Consider the following 14,976-nt stretch of genomic DNA (forward strand, 5'->3'; position numbering starts at 1 on the left):
CGGCGAAGCCGGTCGGGCCAGCGGCCACTTGGGCTACGTGGGCTACGTGGGCTACGTGGGCTACGTGGGTTACGTGGGCCACTTGGACGGCTCGAATGACCCGAATGACGCGCGCGACTCGAACCGACCGCTCCCGTCGTGACGTTCGGACCCCCCGTACGGATCCGACGGTCGGGTCGCCATGGCAGTGCGGCTGCCTTCGGCCACGTCACGGCCCCCATGTCCCCTGCCCCTCCCCTTCGCCCGCCCGGCTGCCGGGCGTTCTGGGAAAGAAGCTATGAATCGGAGGCCGTGGTCGGCGTCACGCCACAGAGCTCACCTGCGACGTAGCTCTCAGGTACTACAGGTATCAGCGGGAGCCACGGACCGGCCGCTCGTACCACGGGTGTCAGCGGGACCGAGGACGGGCAGCCGCTCGGCGGTGCCCGGTTTCACCAGGCCAGCTGGGCGATCTCCTCCGCCACCACCGCGCACGCGTCCGCCGCCGGGTCGATCAGGGGGAAATGGCCGACGTCCTCCAGGAGCGTGAGGCCGACGACCTCACCCGCCTTGGCCGCGGCGTCCGCGTACGCGTCGGCGACGGGCTGCGGTACGACGATGTCGGTGCGGCCCTGGACGACGGTCGTGGCGATGCCCGTCGGGAGGAGGAGAGCCGGGTCGGCGTACGGCCGTCGTTCGCTGAACTTGTCCTGACCGCCCAGGAGTTGCGTGGTCGCACCCCCGCAGACGTCCAGCTTCTCGGCCACGGCGAAGTCGGCGATGGGCGCCAGCGCGACGACGCCGCGCAGCGGGACCGGGACGGCCGTGCGCCACGGCGCGTCCGGCGGGAGGACATGGCGGGCGGCGGCCCACAGCGCCAGGTGCCCGCCCGCCGAGTGGCCGGTGAGCACCATGCGGCGGGGGTCCGCCTCGGGCACGGTGTCCCGCACGAGGTCGGGCAGGGCGTCGAGGGCGGCGGCCACGTCGTCGAACGTCTCCGGCCAGCGCCCCGCCACCGGGCCCCCTCCACCGCCGGGGCCGCTCTGCGCGGGCAGCGCGCTCCCCCTGCGGTACTCGACGTTGGCCACGGCGAAGCCCCGACGGGCCAGGAAGTCCGCGAAGGGGGTGATGTGCCGGCGGTCGTACGGGGCGCGCCAGGCACCGCCGTGCAGGACCACGACCAACGGGGCCGCCGAGGCGGCCGGCGTGGCGCCGGGTGCGGCACGGGGAGCGTAGAAGTCGATCACCTGGTCGGGGTGGTCCCCGTAGGCGGAGGTGGCGTCGGGGTCGACCGGGGGGTGCGAGAAGGCGGATGCCTCTTCGGCGGCATCGCGGGCAGCGGCGTCGTCGTCCGGCATGCTCCAACCTCTCAAGGGTGAAACGGATTTGGATGGGTTTGGGGGTGGGCGGGCTGGGGGGTGGGGACGCCTGCCGTTGGCGGGGACGGTACCAGGCCGGTGACGTGCGCCGACACACGGATATGACGCCGGGTCAGGGTTGCCGGTTCTGGGGGTTTTGCGGGTGCGGCGACGGGGGCGCGTGCCGAAGGGCGCGCAGGGAGGGAGTGCACGCCGGTGGGTGGGGCGGGGTGGGGCGTAGATGCCGTAACCCGGCGCGAGCAGCGCCCCGGCGGCGCGGGCGAAAGCGCCGCGCGCCACCGGGGCGAGCCGACCCGTACCTCAGTCGGCCTACCTCAGTCGACGGGCCTCAGCCGACCGACCTCAGTCGGCGGACCTCAGCCGAAGGACCTCAGCGTCTCCGCCAGGACCCGTGCCGCCCGTTCCACGTCGGCGAAGCCCACATAGAGGGGGGTGAAGCCGAAGCGGAGGACGTCGGGGTGGCGGAAGTCACCCACGACGCCCTGCTCGATGAGGCGCTTCATGACGTCACCGGCGTCGTCGCAGCGGAGCGCGACCTGGCTGCCGCGCTCGGCGTGGGCGACCGGGGTGAGGCACTCGACGCGCCCCTCGGGGACGTACGCCGCCACGCAGCGCAGGAAGAAGTCCGTCAACGCGAGGGACTTGGCCCGAACGGCCTCGACCGTCACCCCGGCCTCCGTACCGGACCGGGACCCGGACCCGGACCCGCCCCCTCCCCCGTCCCACACGTCCAGCGCCGCCTCCAGCGCCAGCATCGACAGGATGTCCGGCGTGCCGACGCGGCCGCGCAGGGCGCCGCCCGCCGGTTCGAAGGACGGGCGCATGCCGAAGGGGTCCGTGTGGGAGTTCCAGCCGGGCAGGGGTGAGTCGAAGCGGGGCTGGAGGTCGCGGCGTACGTAGAGGTACGCCGGTGAACCGGGGCCGCCGTTCAGGTACTTGTACGTGCAGCCGACCGCGAGGTCGACGCCGTGCTCGTCGAGGCCGACGGGCAGGGCGCCCGCGCTGTGGCACAGGTCCCAGACGGCGTACGCGCCCGCCTCGTGGATTGCCGCCGTCAGGGACGGCAGGTCGTGCAGGCGGCCGGTGCGGTAGTCGACGTGGTTGAGGAGCACCGCGGCCGTACGGGGACCGAGGGCGTCCGGTACCTCCGCCGGGACCACCGGGCGCAGGGTGCGTCCGGTCATCCGGGCGGCCGACTCGGCTATGTAGCCGTCCGTGGGGAAGGTCGTCGCGTCGACCAGGATCTCGTCCCGGACCGGCCGCCCCCCGGCTCCGACCCCGACCCCGTCGCCGTCGCCGTCGCCGTCGCGACCCTCTCCGACCCCGCCCTCCCGGGCGTCCTCGTCGGCCATCCGGACAGCCGCCACAACTGCCTTGAATATGTTGACACTTGTGGAGTCGCCCACCACGATCTGGCCGGGCGCCGCGCCCACCAGCGGGGCGATGCGGTCGCCGATCCGCTCGGGCGCGGTCCACCAGCCGCTCTCGTCCCAGGAGCGGATGCGCAGGGAGCCCCACTGGCGGCGTACGACGTCGTCGACCCGGCCGGGGACGGCGGCCGGCAGCGCGCCGAGGGAGTTGCCGTCGAGGTACACGGCGTCGTCGAGGACGAACCGGTCGCGGAGGCCGGCCAGCTCGTCGGCCTCGTCGAGCTTCGCGGCCTCCAGGGCCAGTTCGGAGGACGGGTGCTCGGCACCGCTGGTGGTCTGTGTCTCGGTCAGGTCAGACATGGGAGCGCGCCGTCCACAGCTCGGGGAAGACGTTCTTCCGGGCCCGCTTCTCCAGCCAGGCCACACCGGCGGAGCCGCCCGTGCCGGCCTTGGAGCCCATCGCGCGACGGGTGGCGACGAGGTGGTCGTTGCGCCAGCGCCAGACCAGCTCGGCCACGTCGGTGAGCGCCTCGCCGAGGCGGGCGAGTTCGTGGTCCGGATCGCCGGAGTACAGCGCGGTCCACACCTCCTCGACCTCCGGGGAGGGCTCGTAGCGCTGGGAGACGTCACGCCGTACGACGGACTCGGGGATCGCGTGGCCGCGGCGGGCCAGGAGCCGCAGGACCTCGTCGTAGAGGCTCGGCTCGTGCAGCGCCTTCTCCAGCTCGGCGTGGACGCGGGGCGCCCCGCGGTGCGGTACGAGCATCGACGCGGACTTCTCGCCGAGCAGGAACTCCATGCGGCGGTACATCGCCGACTGGAAGCCGGAGCCCTCGCCGAGTGCGGCGCGGTAGGAGTTGAACTGGGCCGGGGTGAGCTGGCCGAGGGGCTTCCAGGAGGCGTTCAGGGCCTCCAACTCGCGCACGGAACGCTTCAGCGCGTCCTTCGCGGTCGGGACGTCGTCGCTCCGCAGCGCGGCGGTGGCGGTCTCCCACTCGTGCACGATGACGGTGAACCACAGCTCCATGACCTGGGTCGTCACCAGGAAGACCATCTCTCCGGGGTCGTCGGAGAGAGGGTGCTGGAGGTGGGTGAGGACGTCCGCCTGGACGTAGTCCTCGTACGGGGTGGTTCCGTGGAAGTCGAGATGCGGGGTCTCGGGCTCCGAAGCCTCGACGGGCTGAGCCGGCTGGGACATCGCTGTCTCCTGTTGTGTGCTCCGGGTAGCGGTCCGCCCCTGCCGTTACCGACACGGGGGCCCCGGTCCCCACCCGCATAGTCGGGTATGTGCCCCCGACATCGCAAGGCCCGCCTGGTCACACCAGGCGGACCTGCGCGAACGCGCCCCAGGGGCATCGGCCGTACGGGTCAGCCCAGGGTTTCGGCCGCCGTCTCGGACGAGTCCTTCAGGAACTGGGTGCAGCGCTCGTACTCCTCCTGCTCGCCGATCGTTCCGGCGGCGCGGGCGAGGGCGTGCAGGGCGCGCAGGAAGCCGCGGTTCGGCTCGTGCTCCCAGGGGACGGGGCCGTGGCCCTTCCAGCCGTTGCGGCGGAGGGCGTCCAGGCCGCGGTGGTAGCCCGTACGGGCGTAGGCGTACGACTCCACGACGCTGCCCCGCTCGAACGCGTCGTCGGCGAGCTGGGCCCAGGCGAGGGAGGAAGTGGGGTACTGCGCGGCGACGTCGGCGGGGGCCGTGCCGTTCGCGAGGAGCTCGCGGGGCGCCGGGTCGTCGGGGAGGTGCGTCGGGGGCGGGCCCCCGAGGAGGTTCTCGTGAATCGTCATGGGTTCCAGTCTGGCCCATCGGGGGAGGCGGAAGCGCCGGGTGGGGCGAGGGTCCCCGGCCGCCGTGGGACCACACTCCCGGACCGGCGTACGGAACCGGCGTACGGGACGGCACGCGGAACCGGCGTACGGGACGGCACGCGGAACCGGCGTACGGGACGGCACATGGAACCGGCGTACGGGACAGCAGAGGGAATCGGCACCCGGGCCCGCACGCGGCTCTCACCCCCCGGCGTGGCCCGGTCCGCCCGGTTCGCCCTCCAGTGGGGGTGCCGTCACCGAGGCGTGGGTGCGGCATTCGGGGTGGTGGCAGTCGGCGGGCGGGCGGCGGACCGTGGTGAAGGCCAGGGCCGCCGCGGCCAGGAGCAGTGCCGCGCAGACCGGCATGGCCGTGGTGAACGCGTCGTCGAACTGGGCCGGGTCCCGGTACGCCTCGGGGCCCATCCCGGCGATCAACGGGAGCGCGGCCACGGCGATGAGGCCGGCGGCGCGGGCGGCGGCGTTGTTGATGCCGCTGGCCAGGCCCGCGTGCTCGGTGGAGACGGAGGCGAGCACCGTGGCCGTCAGCGGCGCCACGAGGGTGACCATGCCCAGGCCCATGACGAGGAGCGCGGGCAGCACGTCCGTCGGGTACGAGGCGTCGGGGCCCACCCGCAGCATCAGCAGGACGCCCCCGGCGCACAGCACGGGGCCGACGGTGAGGGGGATGCGCGGGCCGACGCGTTCGCCGAGGGCGCCCGCCCGGGAGGACAGCAGCAGCATCAGGACGGTGATGGGCAGCAGGGCCGTGCCGGCGGCGAGCGCCGAGTACCCGGAGACCACCTGGAGCTGGAGCGCGGCGAGGAAGAAGAAGCCGCTGAACGCCGCGTACACGAACAGGGTGACGATGTTGACCGCCGTGAACTGGCGGGACGCGAAGATCTCCGGCGGCATCATCGGGTCGGCGCGGCGGCGCTCGACCCGGATGAAGGCCACGCCCGTCGCGACACCGGCCACGGCCGCGACGGCGACCGGGACCGAGCCCGTCGTCGCCTCGATCAGCGCGTAGGTGACGAAGGCCAGAGACAGGGCGCCGAGGGCCGCGCCGAGGACGTCGAAGCCCCGGCCGTGGGCGCGGCCGTCGCCGGACTCCGGTACGTGGCGCAGGGCGATCGGGACGCAGAGCAGGGCGAGGGGGACGTTCAGGAGGAAGACCCAGCGCCAGCCGGGGCCGTCCACGAGCCAGCCGCCGAGGAAGGGGCCGACGGCCGCGCCGATGCCGCCGAACCCGGACCACAGGCCCACCGCCCGCGCCCGGTCGTCGGGGTGGAAGGAGGCCTGGATGAGGGCGAGGGAGCCGGGGGTGAGGAGGGCACCGCCGACGCCCTGGAGGGCTCGGGCGGCGATCAGTACGGCCGCGTCGGGGGCGATGCCGCACAGGAGGGACGCGGAGGCGAACCACACCACGCCCAGCACGAAGATCCTGCGGCGGCCGAAACGGTCGCCGAGGGCACCGCCGAGGAGGATCAGACCGGCGAGGGTGAGCATGTACGCGTTGACGGTCCACTGGAGGGCGGCGAGATCCGCGTCCAGGTCGCGCCCCATCCGGGGAAGGGCGACGTTGACGACCGTCGAGTCCACCATGGCCATGCTCGACCCGAGGACCGTGGTGAGCAGGATCCACTTGCCCTGAGCGGAGGCGAGCCGTACGTCGGCCATGCACGGATCATCCCGCGCGGGAACCGTTCGGGCCAGGGGGACGCGGCACGCGGGCCGCGCCGAGCCGGATGCCAGGGCGGGAGCAGCGACCCCCGCGGCCGTGGCGGGCCGGACACACGGCCGGACACACGGCCCGGACACACGGCCCGGACACACGGCCGGACACGCGACCCGGACACACGGCCCGGACACGCGGCCGGGACGCGCGGCCGGGACGCGCGGCCGGAAACGGCGACTGCCCGCAGCCATTGCGGGCTGCGGGCAGTCGCGGTGAGACCGTCGAACGACGGGTTACTTGATCTTCGTGCCCGCGGAGCGGAGGTTGTTGCAGGCCTCGACGATACGGGCGGCCATGCCGGCCTCCGCGAGCTTGCCCCAGGTGCGCGGGTCGTAGGTCTTCTTGTTGCCGACCTCGCCGTCGACCTTCAGGACGCCGTCGTAGTTCTGGAACATGTGCGCGGCGACCGGACGCGTGAAGGCGTACTGGGTGTCGGTGTCGATGTTCATCTTGACGACGCCGTTCTCCAGGGCCGTGCGGATCTCGTCCTCCGTGGAGCCGGAGCCCCCGTGGAAGACGAAGTCGAACGGGGACTCCTTGCCGAAGCGGGCGGCGACGCCCTCGTTCAGCTCCTTCAGGAGGTCCGGGCGCAGCACGACGTTGCCCGGCTTGTAGACGCCGTGCACGTTGCCGAAGGACGCGGCCAGCAGGTAGCGGCCCTTCTCGCCCAGGCCGAGGGCCTCGGCGGTGCGGATCGCGTCGTCGACCGTCGTGTAGAGGGAGTCGTTGATCTCGTGGGAGACGCCGTCCTCCTCACCGCCGGTCGGGGTGATCTCGACCTCGAGGATGATCTTCGCTGCGGCGGCGCGGGCGAGGAGCTCCTGCGCGATCTCCAGGTTGTCGGCGAGGGTCTCCGCGGAACCGTCCCACATGTGGGACTGGAAGAGGGGGTTCTCGCCGCGGGCGACGCGCTCCTCCGACACCGCCAGCAGCGGACGCACGTAGCCGTCGAGCTTGTCCTTCGGGCAGTGGTCCGTGTGCAGCGCGACCGTGATGTCGTACTTCTTGGCGACGATATGGGCGAACTCGGCCAGGGCGACGGCGCCGGTGACCATGTCCTTGTTGTGCTGGCCGCCCAGGAACTCGGCACCGCCGGTCGAGATCTGGATGATGCCGTCGCTCTCCGCCTCCGCGAAGCCGCGCAGCGCGGCGTGCAAGGTCTGGGACGAGGTCACGTTGATGGCCGGGTAGGCGAACTTTCCTGCCTTCGCCCGGTCGAGCATCTCGTTGTAGACCTCGGGGGTTGCGATGGGCATGGTCCGCTCCTTGTATGTGCGGGTGGCGTTGTGCTTACGAGCCCTGACCTAGGGTTGCGACATCATCGTCGGCCCCATCTTTCCAGACGTGACCGGATGCTCCGGCCAGGGTGTCGGAAACTGTGCGGTAACCCCTGACCTTGGTGTTTATACGACGGACCCGACGGACCGGTCTCAGTCGAGACCCAGCTCGTCCTTCGAGAACGCGAACCGGTAGGGGACGCCGGCGCCCTGCTCGATCTTCTCGGCGGCGCCGGTCGCGCGGTCCACGATGGTGGCGACGGCGACGACCTCGGCCCCGGCTTCCCGGACGGCCTCGACGGCGGTCAGCGGGGAGCCGCCGGTGGTGGAGGTGTCCTCGACGACGAGGACGCGGCGGCCCGCGATGTCCGGCCCCTCGACCCGGCGCTGGAGCCCGTGCGCCTTGGCGGCCTTGCGGACCACGAAAGCGTCGAGGCGGCGTCCGCGCGCGGCGGCGGCGTGCAGCATCGCGGCGGCCACCGGGTCGGCGCCCATGGTGAGACCGCCGACCGCGTCGAAGTCGAGGTCGGCGGTCAGGTCGAGCAGCACCTGTCCGACCAGCGGGGCGGCCTCGCCGTCGAGGGTGACGCGGCGCAGGTCGACGTAGTAGTCCGCCTCCAGGCCCGACGACAGGGTCACCTTGCCGTGCACCACGGCCTTGTCCTTGATCTGCTGCAGCAGCGAGCCGCGAACGTCCACGTCAGTCATGCCAGCCAGCTTAAGGGGGCCGTTCCGCCCGCCCTCACAGCCTGCGCCAGCTCCAGGTCGTGGTCGCCTCCAGCGGGTCGATGGGCGTGACCAGCCGGGGGTGGGTGTTGAGGCCGTTGGGCGGGCCGGTCTGCGGTTCGACGCACACGGCCTCCGCCTGCTCGTCGTAGACGACGACCCACTCCTCCCGCGAGGTCACCTTCAGTTCCAGTCGGCCGGGCCAGGTGAGGGTGACGTCGACGCCGTCGGGCATGGCGAAGCAGTCGTCCCAGGGGCCGGGCCTCGGGTCGATCCGGTTGCCGGTGGGGAGGTGGTCGGCGCCGCGCTCCTCCTGCCAGGCGGGGGCGAAGTCGAGCCGTACGTCCTCGCCGCCGTCGCCCAGGGTGCGGTTGAACCAGGGGTGCCAGCCGATCTGCGCCGGGAAGGACGACTCGTACGTCTCCACCGACATGGTGAGGGTGAGGGCGTCCGGGGTGAGCGTGAACACCTGGGTGACACGGCCGGGGTACGGCCACGGGTCGACGAGGTCGTACGTGAGGACGGCCTCGGTGTCAGTACGGCTCGCGACCTGCCAGGGGCTCTCGCGCGTGGTGCCGTGGATGGCGTGGGGCGGGGCGTTGAGGGGCATCTGCTGGACGGCGCCGCCGCTGAGGAAGCGGCCGTCGCGGACCCGGCCGCACCAGGGGACCATCGGGAAGCTGCCGAACCGGTCGCCCTGGCGCAGGAGTTCGTGCCCGCCGATCCGTAGCCCCGCCACCCGTCCGCCGTTGGCCGGGGCCAGCACCGCCTGCGCGTCGGCCGCGGCCAACGTGATCTCTTCGCTACTCACGTCGTCGACCCTACTGGGGGTGCCGCCCGGGGCTCCCGCCGACGTGGCTGCGGCGGTCCAAGGGGCGGGGAGGGAAGCGGATTTGACGGTGTGCCGAGGAGCGGGAAACGCGGCGCGGAAGAACGGGGGCCGCGGCTCGACAGGGGCATCGGTGGACGGACACCGCGGAGTAACGGTGGCTCCGCAGGTACGGGGCCCCGGAGGTCCCGGGCTCCAGCACTACGGCGCCCCGGGAGCCCCGGGTCGCGGGGGCTCCGGCCCAGGAACTCCTGGCCTCACGTGGGCGTCTTACCCGGTGAGGCTCGATGTTCGTGGTACGCGACGAGAGGCGGTTTGCCATGCAGGCGGACGACACGACCAAGCTCGAGACCACACTGGCGGACGGGCGGCGTCTGACGTTGTCGATGCCGCCGACGGACGCGGGATGGGCCGCCGGGGGCATCAAGGGGCTGCGTCCGGTTCCGCCCACGCACACGGGTCGCGGCGAGGAGCCGCCCGCCCTGCCCGAGCGCCCGGTGCTCCCGCTGGAGATAGCCCTGCTGGGCCTGGGCGCGTAGGCGCAGCGCCTCAGCGGCGCCGGCGCAGGGCCCGGGCCACGATGACGGCGGAGGCCACGGCGACGGCCGCCGCCGGGGCCGCCCAGCGGAGGGCGGCCGTGCCGACGGAGCCGCTCTCCGGGGCCGGGACAGGGGCGTAGCGGCCGCGCGGTGGCGCGTGGTCGACCTCTTCCGCGCTGCGGCCGATCATCGTGCGCCGGGCGTGCGCGGCCTCGGCCGGCGGATCACCGCCGGCCACGAAGTCGTCCTCGGCGAACGGATCCAGCGAGGGCGGCGGCACCTCGGCCTCGAACACGGAGGCCGGCGGCACCTCCCCGACCCCGGCCCCGAGATCGGAGTCGTCCTCCTCACCGGCCCCGGCGTCGGCGGCCCCGGTTGCGGCGGCCCCGGTTGCGGCGTCGCCGCCCTCGCCGGTTCCGGCGTCGTCGCGGTCGTCGTCGCTGCCGGTGTCGGGCGTGGTCTTCGCCTCCTCGGTCGCCGGGTCCTTCCCGTCCCGTCCCGCCTCCTCCGGCGCCGTCCTGCCCAGCTTTTCCGCGAAGCGGGTCAGGAGGCGGCTCGTGGCGGCGGTGACCGCGTCGGTGGGGAGTTCGGTGATGCGGCCGTCGGCGGTGGCCGTGCCGGTGAAGTGGAGCGTCGTGCCCTCGGGGGTGGAGGTGAGGCGGATGGTCAGGGCGAGCCGTACGGTGCCGCTGCCGCGGACCTCCGTGGCGTCGCCCTCGACCACGTACGAGCCGTCGTCGGCGCCGGACACCCGCAGGGCGCCGCGGTAGGTGATGGTGTGGCCGGCGGCGCGCACCTTGAGGCGGCCGGCGACGGGTGGGGTGCCCGCGTCGTGCTGGAGCCCGGGGACCGCTCGGGCCACCCGCTCGGGGTCGGACAGCGCCTCCCGGAGGCGGTCGACATGAACCGGAACGAACACCTCATGCTCCATGGCAGGGGAGCCTACCCACGAGTCGCCGTACCGCACCCGCACAAACGCGTGATTGCTGGCGTTCCGCCCCCGGCGGACGTACCGGCCCCGTGGTACCGGGGCGGGTCGCGCCCGGTTCAGTGGGCGTACCTCGGATGCACCAGCGTCGACGCGGGCAGCCCTGCGACGCGGGCGGTGTCCCCGAGGCGGGTGCCCGTGCCGCCGAGGTCCACCGCACGGCCCGCCCGCGCCGCGTCGCGCGTGGCGATGACGAACCCCCAGTCGTGCGGGACGCGGTCGGTGTGGGCCGTGCGGTCGGGGCGGGTGACGAAACCGGGGGCGCGGGCGGCCACCCGGTAGGGCGTGGTGCGCAGCCCGGCGGCGCGCAGGGTGGCCTCGACCGTCCAGAAGACGTCGGGGCGGGACGTCACGGGGCCCGCGTGGACGACCAGCCGGCCGTCCGCGGCGAGGACCTCGCGGGCGAGGCCGTAGAACTCCTGCGAGTACAGCTTCGCGCTGTCCGTGATGCCGGGGTCGGGGAGGTCGGCGATCACGACGTCGTACGGGGCTGCCGTACGGGTGTGCCGCAGCCAGGTGAAGGAGTCGGCCGTGACGGCGTGGACGCGGGCGTCGCCGTAGGCGTGTCCGTTGAGGGCGGAGAGCGCCGGGTCGGTGCGGGCGAGGCGCAGCACACCCGGGTCGAGCTCGACGACGTCCACCCGCCGTACGCCGTCGTGGCGCAGGGCCTCGCGGGCGGCGAGGCCGTCGCCGCCGCCCAGGACGAGAACGCGGGCGTGCGGACCCGCGTCGATCGCGGGGTGGACGAGGGCCCGGTGGTAGCGGTGCTCGTCGCGGCCGCTGATGCGCAGACGGCCGTCGAGGAAGAGGGAGAGGGGCCGGCCGTGGCGGCCGCCGGTGAGGACGATCTCCTGGACGCCGGTCTGCACCGCGACGCGTACGTCGTTGCCGTACACCGCGCGCCGGGCGGCGCGTTCGAAGTCGTCGACGTGGACGGCGGCCGAGGCGAGCAGGGCGAGGACGGCGGCGTTGGCGCCGAGCAGCAGCCAGCGGGCGCGGCGGCTCAGATCGTGGTGGAACAGGCCGAGGACGAGGGTGCCGCCGACCAGGGCGTTGACGGTGCCGGTGAGCAGGGCGCCGGTCAGCTGGCCGAGCCAGGGCAGCAGGAGGAAGGGGAAGGCGAGGCCGCCGACCAGCGCGCCGACGTAGTCCGCGGCGAACAGGTCGGCGACCGCGCCGCCCGCGTCCTGGCGGCGGATGCGCTGGATCAGCTCCATCAGGAGGGGAACCTCGGCGCCGATGAGCAGGCCGATGGCCAGGGAGAAGGCGACGAGGAGACAGCGGGAGCCGGAGGCCCAGACGCCGCCCCAGTCGCCGGTCCACGCGAACGCGGCGTACAGCGCGAGGGCGCTGGAGCCGCCGACGAGGGCGAGGGCGGCCTCGATGGCGGCGAAGCCGAAGGCCGCGCGGGGGCGGAGGCGTTTGGCGGCGAGGGAGCCGATGCCCATGGCGAAGACCATGACGGAGAGGACGACGGAGGCCTGGGTGACGGAGTCGCCGATCAGGTACGAGGCGAGGGCGACGAGTTCCAGTTCGTAGACGAGTCCGCAGGCCGCGCAGACGAAGACACCGGCGAGCACGAGAAAGCGACCGAGACCGGGGCGGACGGGGAGCCGGGCGGCTCCGCCGGGGAGACCGGGTCCACCGCTGAGGCCGGGTCCGCCGAGGGTGCTGTCCTGTCTGCCGGGGGTGCTGTCCTGTCTGCCGGGGGTGCTGTCCTGTCTGCCGGGGGTGCCCTCGCGCTCGTCGTGACCGTCACCGGGGCCGCTGCCGGGGGCTCCTCGGTCGCGCCATGAGAGTGGGGCGCCTAGGGGTGCGGGGGCGTGCGGCTCGATCACTCCTGGCACGCTACCGTCGCGTGTGCGCGGGGCTGGGTCACCCACACGGGTGGTCTGCGGTGGACTGCCGGCTGCCTGATGGCTCGGGCCGGGGTGCCTAGTAGCTCGGGGGCGCGCTGTTTCGTGGGCGGCTGCGGGTGGGTGGGGGTTGTTCGCGCAGTTCCTCGCGCCCCTGAAAAGCGACCGGGCTGCGCCCGTGCTTTTCAACCGCAGGCCCGACCCTTCTGGCGAGGACGGGCCGCAGGCCCGTCCCTCCAGGGGCGCGGGGAACTGCGCGGGAAACCACGACGAACCCGCACCCGCCAACGAACCGCGCACTCCCGAGCTACCGGGCGCCCGGCCCCCTCACAGCGGTACCGACACCCGCACCCCCACTCTCGTTCTCGTGGCGACCAGTTGGCCGTCCTGCGGATACGCGTGCCACGTACGCCAGTGCACCTGCCCCTCGTAGCGCTGCGCGAGCATCGCCGTGAAGGCGTGGGGGCTGCCGGGGAAGACGCCGGCGAGTCCGTGGGGGTGGTCGGAGACCAGCGCGAGGAGTTCCTGGGCGCGGCCGGCGAAGGAGCCGGGCGACAACACCTCGACGCGGGCGGCGAACTCGTACTCCCAGTCGCCCACCCTCTTGGCCACCCCGAGCGGGAGGGGCGTGCTGGAACCCGGGATGCAGGCGACCGTCTCCGAACAGTGACTGCCCCTCTCCTCTTCCAGGAGCACCTGGTGGGACGCGCCGAGAAGCCGCAACTGAAGCTTCGCGCCCGCGAGTTCCAGGTCGAGTGTGGCGAGCGCGGGCAGCGGTTCGCGGCCCAGGGCCCACGCCAGGTCGGCCGCGCGGGTGTCGGTGTAGGTCGTGTTCAGGGTCGTGAGCATGGGTCGGCTCCGCTAGCACGCAAAGAAGATGAAGAGGGGTGGTCCGGCGCACCCCGCTTCGGCACCGGAGGTGGGGCCCGGTCAGCCAGGTCGGGGTGGGGACGACGTCCCAGCGGTCCGGTCAGCCAGGACAGGCCTGCCGGGAGGGACGTCCGGGGGGCTGCGTTGGCGATTTATAGGGAATCATGAACTGTGGTGCCACCACAGCGTTTTTACCCAACTTGACGTGCTTTCCATCCCCCCGAGGGCTGTACAGCTCACCTGTTCAACCAGGCGTGCGCCCCTGCTATGGAAGTGCTACTCATGCGCCCGTTCCGGCAGGCGCGCGAAGGACGAGGAGCGCCCGCCGTCCAACCGGACCCTCCCGGCGTACCCAGGCGTGCACCTGGGGCACGCGGTCCGCGGAGCGGGACGTACGACGGGGCCGCCCCTCGGCGGACGGTCGCCGCTCGGCGGACGATCAGCCGCTCGGCGGACACACGAGCGCCCGCCGGGAGTTCGATCCCGGCGGGCGCTCGTGTCGTGGAGCTCGGCTGCCCCGTGTCAGCTGCCTCCACCGCATCCGCCCCCGCCTCCGCAGGACGACCCGCACGACGAGCTGCTCCCGCACGACGACGAACTGCTGCACGACGACGAGCTGCTGCCGCAGGACGAGTGGCCGCCCCCGGAGGAGTGCCTGTCGTGGCCCGACGAGGACGAGCCGCTGTCGCTCGACGAGGACGAACCGCTGTCGCCGACGGCGGCGGCCCCGCCGAGCACCCACCAGCTCTGGTCGCTGCCGTGGTGCGTGTCGCTGTGACTGTGGCTGCTGCCGCGGCGGGCGCCCCCGCCGCCGTAACCGCCCGTACGGTAGCTGCCCGATCGCAGCGCGCGGGCCGTGCTTCTCCTGACGGACACGACGACCGTCGTGAGCACCACGAAGACGACCCCCAGGATGATGACCAGGATCACGATCGCGTCCATGGCGCCACCCCCCTTCTCTTTCTCTCAGTCCCCCGAAGCAGCCCCCCATGGGTGCCTCGCTTTGTACCCGTGCGGTGCCGCCGAGCCCCCCGGCTCAGCTGCCGCCGCCGCACCCGCCACCGCCGCCGCACGAGGAGCCTCCGCCGCAGGAGGAGCTGCCCCCGCAGCCCCCGCCGCCGGAGTTCCCGCCGTCGGCCCACCAGCTGCCCCGGCGGCGGCCGTAGGCACCGGCCCGTACCGACTTCCTGGAGCTGACGATGACGGCGAACACCACGATCAGTCCGATGCAGGCGATCCCCACCACGATGCCGATATCCATGGCACCGTCCCCCTTTCCGTTGTCCCCCGTTGTTCCCCGTTGTTCCCGGTTGTTCCGCGAGACGGCCCCCGTGGGCGTCCCGTCGTCCAGCGTGACGCTGGGATGCCCGCGCGCGCGGGCGTTCAAAGCGGAGTTGAGCAAGTCCAGAGGTACGCGGTCAGTCGCCGCCTCCGCCGCCACCCCCACAGCCCCCGCCGCCACACGAGGAACCCCCTCCGCAGGAGTCCCCGGACGACCCCCCGTCGGCCCACCAACTGCCGCGGCGCCGGCGCCGTCGCGAGCCCCCGCCCAGCGACGTCAGGACACCGAACAGCACGATCGCCCCGAAGACGAGGAAGGTCTCCATCTCCGTCACCAGCCTTTC

The 14,976-nt window shown here is 73.3% G+C and carries 14 protein-coding genes; 2 read left to right on the top strand and 12 right to left on the bottom strand.

Annotated elements, in window-relative coordinates:
- Window positions 1–431 precede the first annotated feature (431 nt).
- From SMA5143A_RS34065 to SMA5143A_RS34100, 8 genes are all read right to left on the bottom strand, one after another.
- Window positions 432–1,337 carry an alpha/beta hydrolase gene (locus SMA5143A_RS34065; protein ID WP_107466698.1) on the bottom strand — a complete coding sequence of 302 codons (906 nt, stop codon included), beginning with the start codon at window positions 1,335–1,337 and terminating at the stop codon, window positions 432–434.
- A 377-nt stretch (window positions 1,338–1,714) separates the two neighbouring features.
- The gene (locus tag SMA5143A_RS34070; protein WP_107466699.1) at window positions 1,715–3,088 is read right to left on the bottom strand and encodes a kynureninase; all 1,374 of its coding nucleotides are present in this window, start codon (window positions 3,086–3,088) and stop codon (window positions 1,715–1,717) included.
- Window positions 3,081–3,926, bottom strand: coding sequence for a tryptophan 2,3-dioxygenase family protein (locus tag SMA5143A_RS34075; RefSeq protein WP_107466700.1), 846 nt, complete (start codon window positions 3,924–3,926; stop codon window positions 3,081–3,083). The genes SMA5143A_RS34070 and SMA5143A_RS34075 overlap by 8 nt, the downstream gene beginning before the upstream one ends.
- A gap of 170 nt (window positions 3,927–4,096) precedes the next feature.
- Window positions 4,097–4,510: a DUF3151 domain-containing protein gene (locus SMA5143A_RS34080; protein ID WP_107466701.1), complete on the bottom strand. Its 414-nt coding sequence runs from the start codon at window positions 4,508–4,510 to the stop codon at window positions 4,097–4,099.
- A gap of 222 nt (window positions 4,511–4,732) precedes the next feature.
- Window positions 4,733–6,208 (bottom strand): MFS transporter, encoded by a 1,476-nt coding sequence (locus SMA5143A_RS34085; RefSeq protein ID WP_107466702.1) that lies wholly within the window; start codon window positions 6,206–6,208, stop codon window positions 4,733–4,735.
- Between the two features lie 291 nt (window positions 6,209–6,499).
- Window positions 6,500–7,522: a class II fructose-bisphosphate aldolase gene (gene fbaA, locus SMA5143A_RS34090; protein WP_107466703.1), complete on the bottom strand. Its 1,023-nt coding sequence runs from the start codon at window positions 7,520–7,522 to the stop codon at window positions 6,500–6,502.
- Between the two features lie 174 nt (window positions 7,523–7,696).
- The gene (gene pyrE, locus SMA5143A_RS34095; protein WP_055523665.1) at window positions 7,697–8,251 is read right to left on the bottom strand and encodes an orotate phosphoribosyltransferase; all 555 of its coding nucleotides are present in this window, start codon (window positions 8,249–8,251) and stop codon (window positions 7,697–7,699) included.
- A 34-nt stretch (window positions 8,252–8,285) separates the two neighbouring features.
- On the bottom strand, window positions 8,286–9,080 hold the full coding sequence (locus SMA5143A_RS34100; RefSeq protein WP_107466704.1) for an aldose epimerase family protein: 795 nt from the start codon (window positions 9,078–9,080) through the stop codon (window positions 8,286–8,288).
- A gap of 338 nt (window positions 9,081–9,418) precedes the next feature.
- Here SMA5143A_RS34100 and SMA5143A_RS34105 point away from each other — a divergent pair, with 338 nt between their 5' ends.
- Complete coding sequence (locus tag SMA5143A_RS34105; protein ID WP_107466705.1) at window positions 9,419–9,637, top strand: hypothetical protein; 219 nt, start codon at window positions 9,419–9,421, stop codon at window positions 9,635–9,637.
- Window positions 9,638–9,647: 10 nt separating this feature from the next.
- Here SMA5143A_RS34105 and SMA5143A_RS34110 read toward each other — a convergent pair whose 3' ends face one another.
- From SMA5143A_RS34110 to SMA5143A_RS34120, 3 genes are all read right to left on the bottom strand, one after another.
- A complete protein-coding gene (locus SMA5143A_RS34110; RefSeq protein WP_181362135.1) occupies window positions 9,648–10,568 on the bottom strand; it encodes an SRPBCC family protein in 921 nt (306 codons plus the stop codon).
- Window positions 10,569–10,684: 116 nt separating this feature from the next.
- Window positions 10,685–12,463: a polyamine aminopropyltransferase gene (locus tag SMA5143A_RS34115; protein ID WP_258193886.1), complete on the bottom strand. Its 1,779-nt coding sequence runs from the start codon at window positions 12,461–12,463 to the stop codon at window positions 10,685–10,687.
- A gap of 345 nt (window positions 12,464–12,808) precedes the next feature.
- Window positions 12,809–13,330 carry a DUF2617 family protein gene (locus SMA5143A_RS34120; RefSeq protein WP_055524030.1) on the bottom strand — a complete coding sequence of 174 codons (522 nt, stop codon included), beginning with the start codon at window positions 13,328–13,330 and terminating at the stop codon, window positions 12,809–12,811.
- A gap of 517 nt (window positions 13,331–13,847) precedes the next feature.
- Between SMA5143A_RS34120 and SMA5143A_RS43195 the strand changes: the two genes are divergently transcribed.
- Window positions 13,848–14,129, top strand: coding sequence for a hypothetical protein (locus SMA5143A_RS43195; protein WP_181362136.1), 282 nt, complete (start codon window positions 13,848–13,850; stop codon window positions 14,127–14,129).
- Window positions 14,130–14,387: 258 nt separating this feature from the next.
- Here SMA5143A_RS43195 and SMA5143A_RS34130 read toward each other — a convergent pair whose 3' ends face one another.
- Window positions 14,388–14,612, bottom strand: a complete 225-nt coding sequence (locus tag SMA5143A_RS34130; RefSeq protein ID WP_055524027.1) for a hypothetical protein — start codon at window positions 14,610–14,612, stop codon at window positions 14,388–14,390.
- Window positions 14,613–14,976 lie beyond the last annotated feature (364 nt).

The sequence above is a fragment of the Streptomyces sp. MA5143a genome (genome assembly GCF_900290235.1).
Taxonomy (GTDB): domain Bacteria; phylum Actinomycetota; class Actinomycetes; order Streptomycetales; family Streptomycetaceae; genus Streptomyces.

What these genes read in the sequence shown, in the direction of transcription:
- SMA5143A_RS34130 (WP_055524027.1), bottom strand. Translation starts at nt 14,612, where the DNA reads ATGGATATCGGCATCGTGGTGGGGATCGCCTGCATCGGACTGATCGTG.
- SMA5143A_RS34110 (WP_181362135.1), bottom strand. Translation starts at nt 10,568, where the DNA reads ATGGAGCATGAGGTGTTCGTTCCGGTTCATGTCGACCGCCTCCGGGAG.
- SMA5143A_RS34065 (WP_107466698.1), bottom strand. Translation starts at nt 1,337, where the DNA reads ATGCCGGACGACGACGCCGCTGCCCGCGATGCCGCCGAAGAGGCATCC.
- fbaA (WP_107466703.1), bottom strand. Translation starts at nt 7,522, where the DNA reads ATGCCCATCGCAACCCCCGAGGTCTACAACGAGATGCTCGACCGGGCG.
- SMA5143A_RS34085 (WP_107466702.1), bottom strand. Translation starts at nt 6,208, where the DNA reads ATGGCCGACGTACGGCTCGCCTCCGCTCAGGGCAAGTGGATCCTGCTC.
- pyrE (WP_055523665.1), bottom strand. Translation starts at nt 8,251, where the DNA reads ATGACTGACGTGGACGTTCGCGGCTCGCTGCTGCAGCAGATCAAGGAC.
- SMA5143A_RS34080 (WP_107466701.1), bottom strand. Translation starts at nt 4,510, where the DNA reads ATGACGATTCACGAGAACCTCCTCGGGGGCCCGCCCCCGACGCACCTC.
- SMA5143A_RS34120 (WP_055524030.1), bottom strand. Translation starts at nt 13,330, where the DNA reads ATGCTCACGACCCTGAACACGACCTACACCGACACCCGCGCGGCCGAC.
- SMA5143A_RS34075 (WP_107466700.1), bottom strand. Translation starts at nt 3,926, where the DNA reads ATGTCCCAGCCGGCTCAGCCCGTCGAGGCTTCGGAGCCCGAGACCCCG.
- SMA5143A_RS34070 (WP_107466699.1), bottom strand. Translation starts at nt 3,088, where the DNA reads ATGTCTGACCTGACCGAGACACAGACCACCAGCGGTGCCGAGCACCCG.
- SMA5143A_RS34105 (WP_107466705.1), top strand. Translation starts at nt 9,419, where the DNA reads ATGCAGGCGGACGACACGACCAAGCTCGAGACCACACTGGCGGACGGG.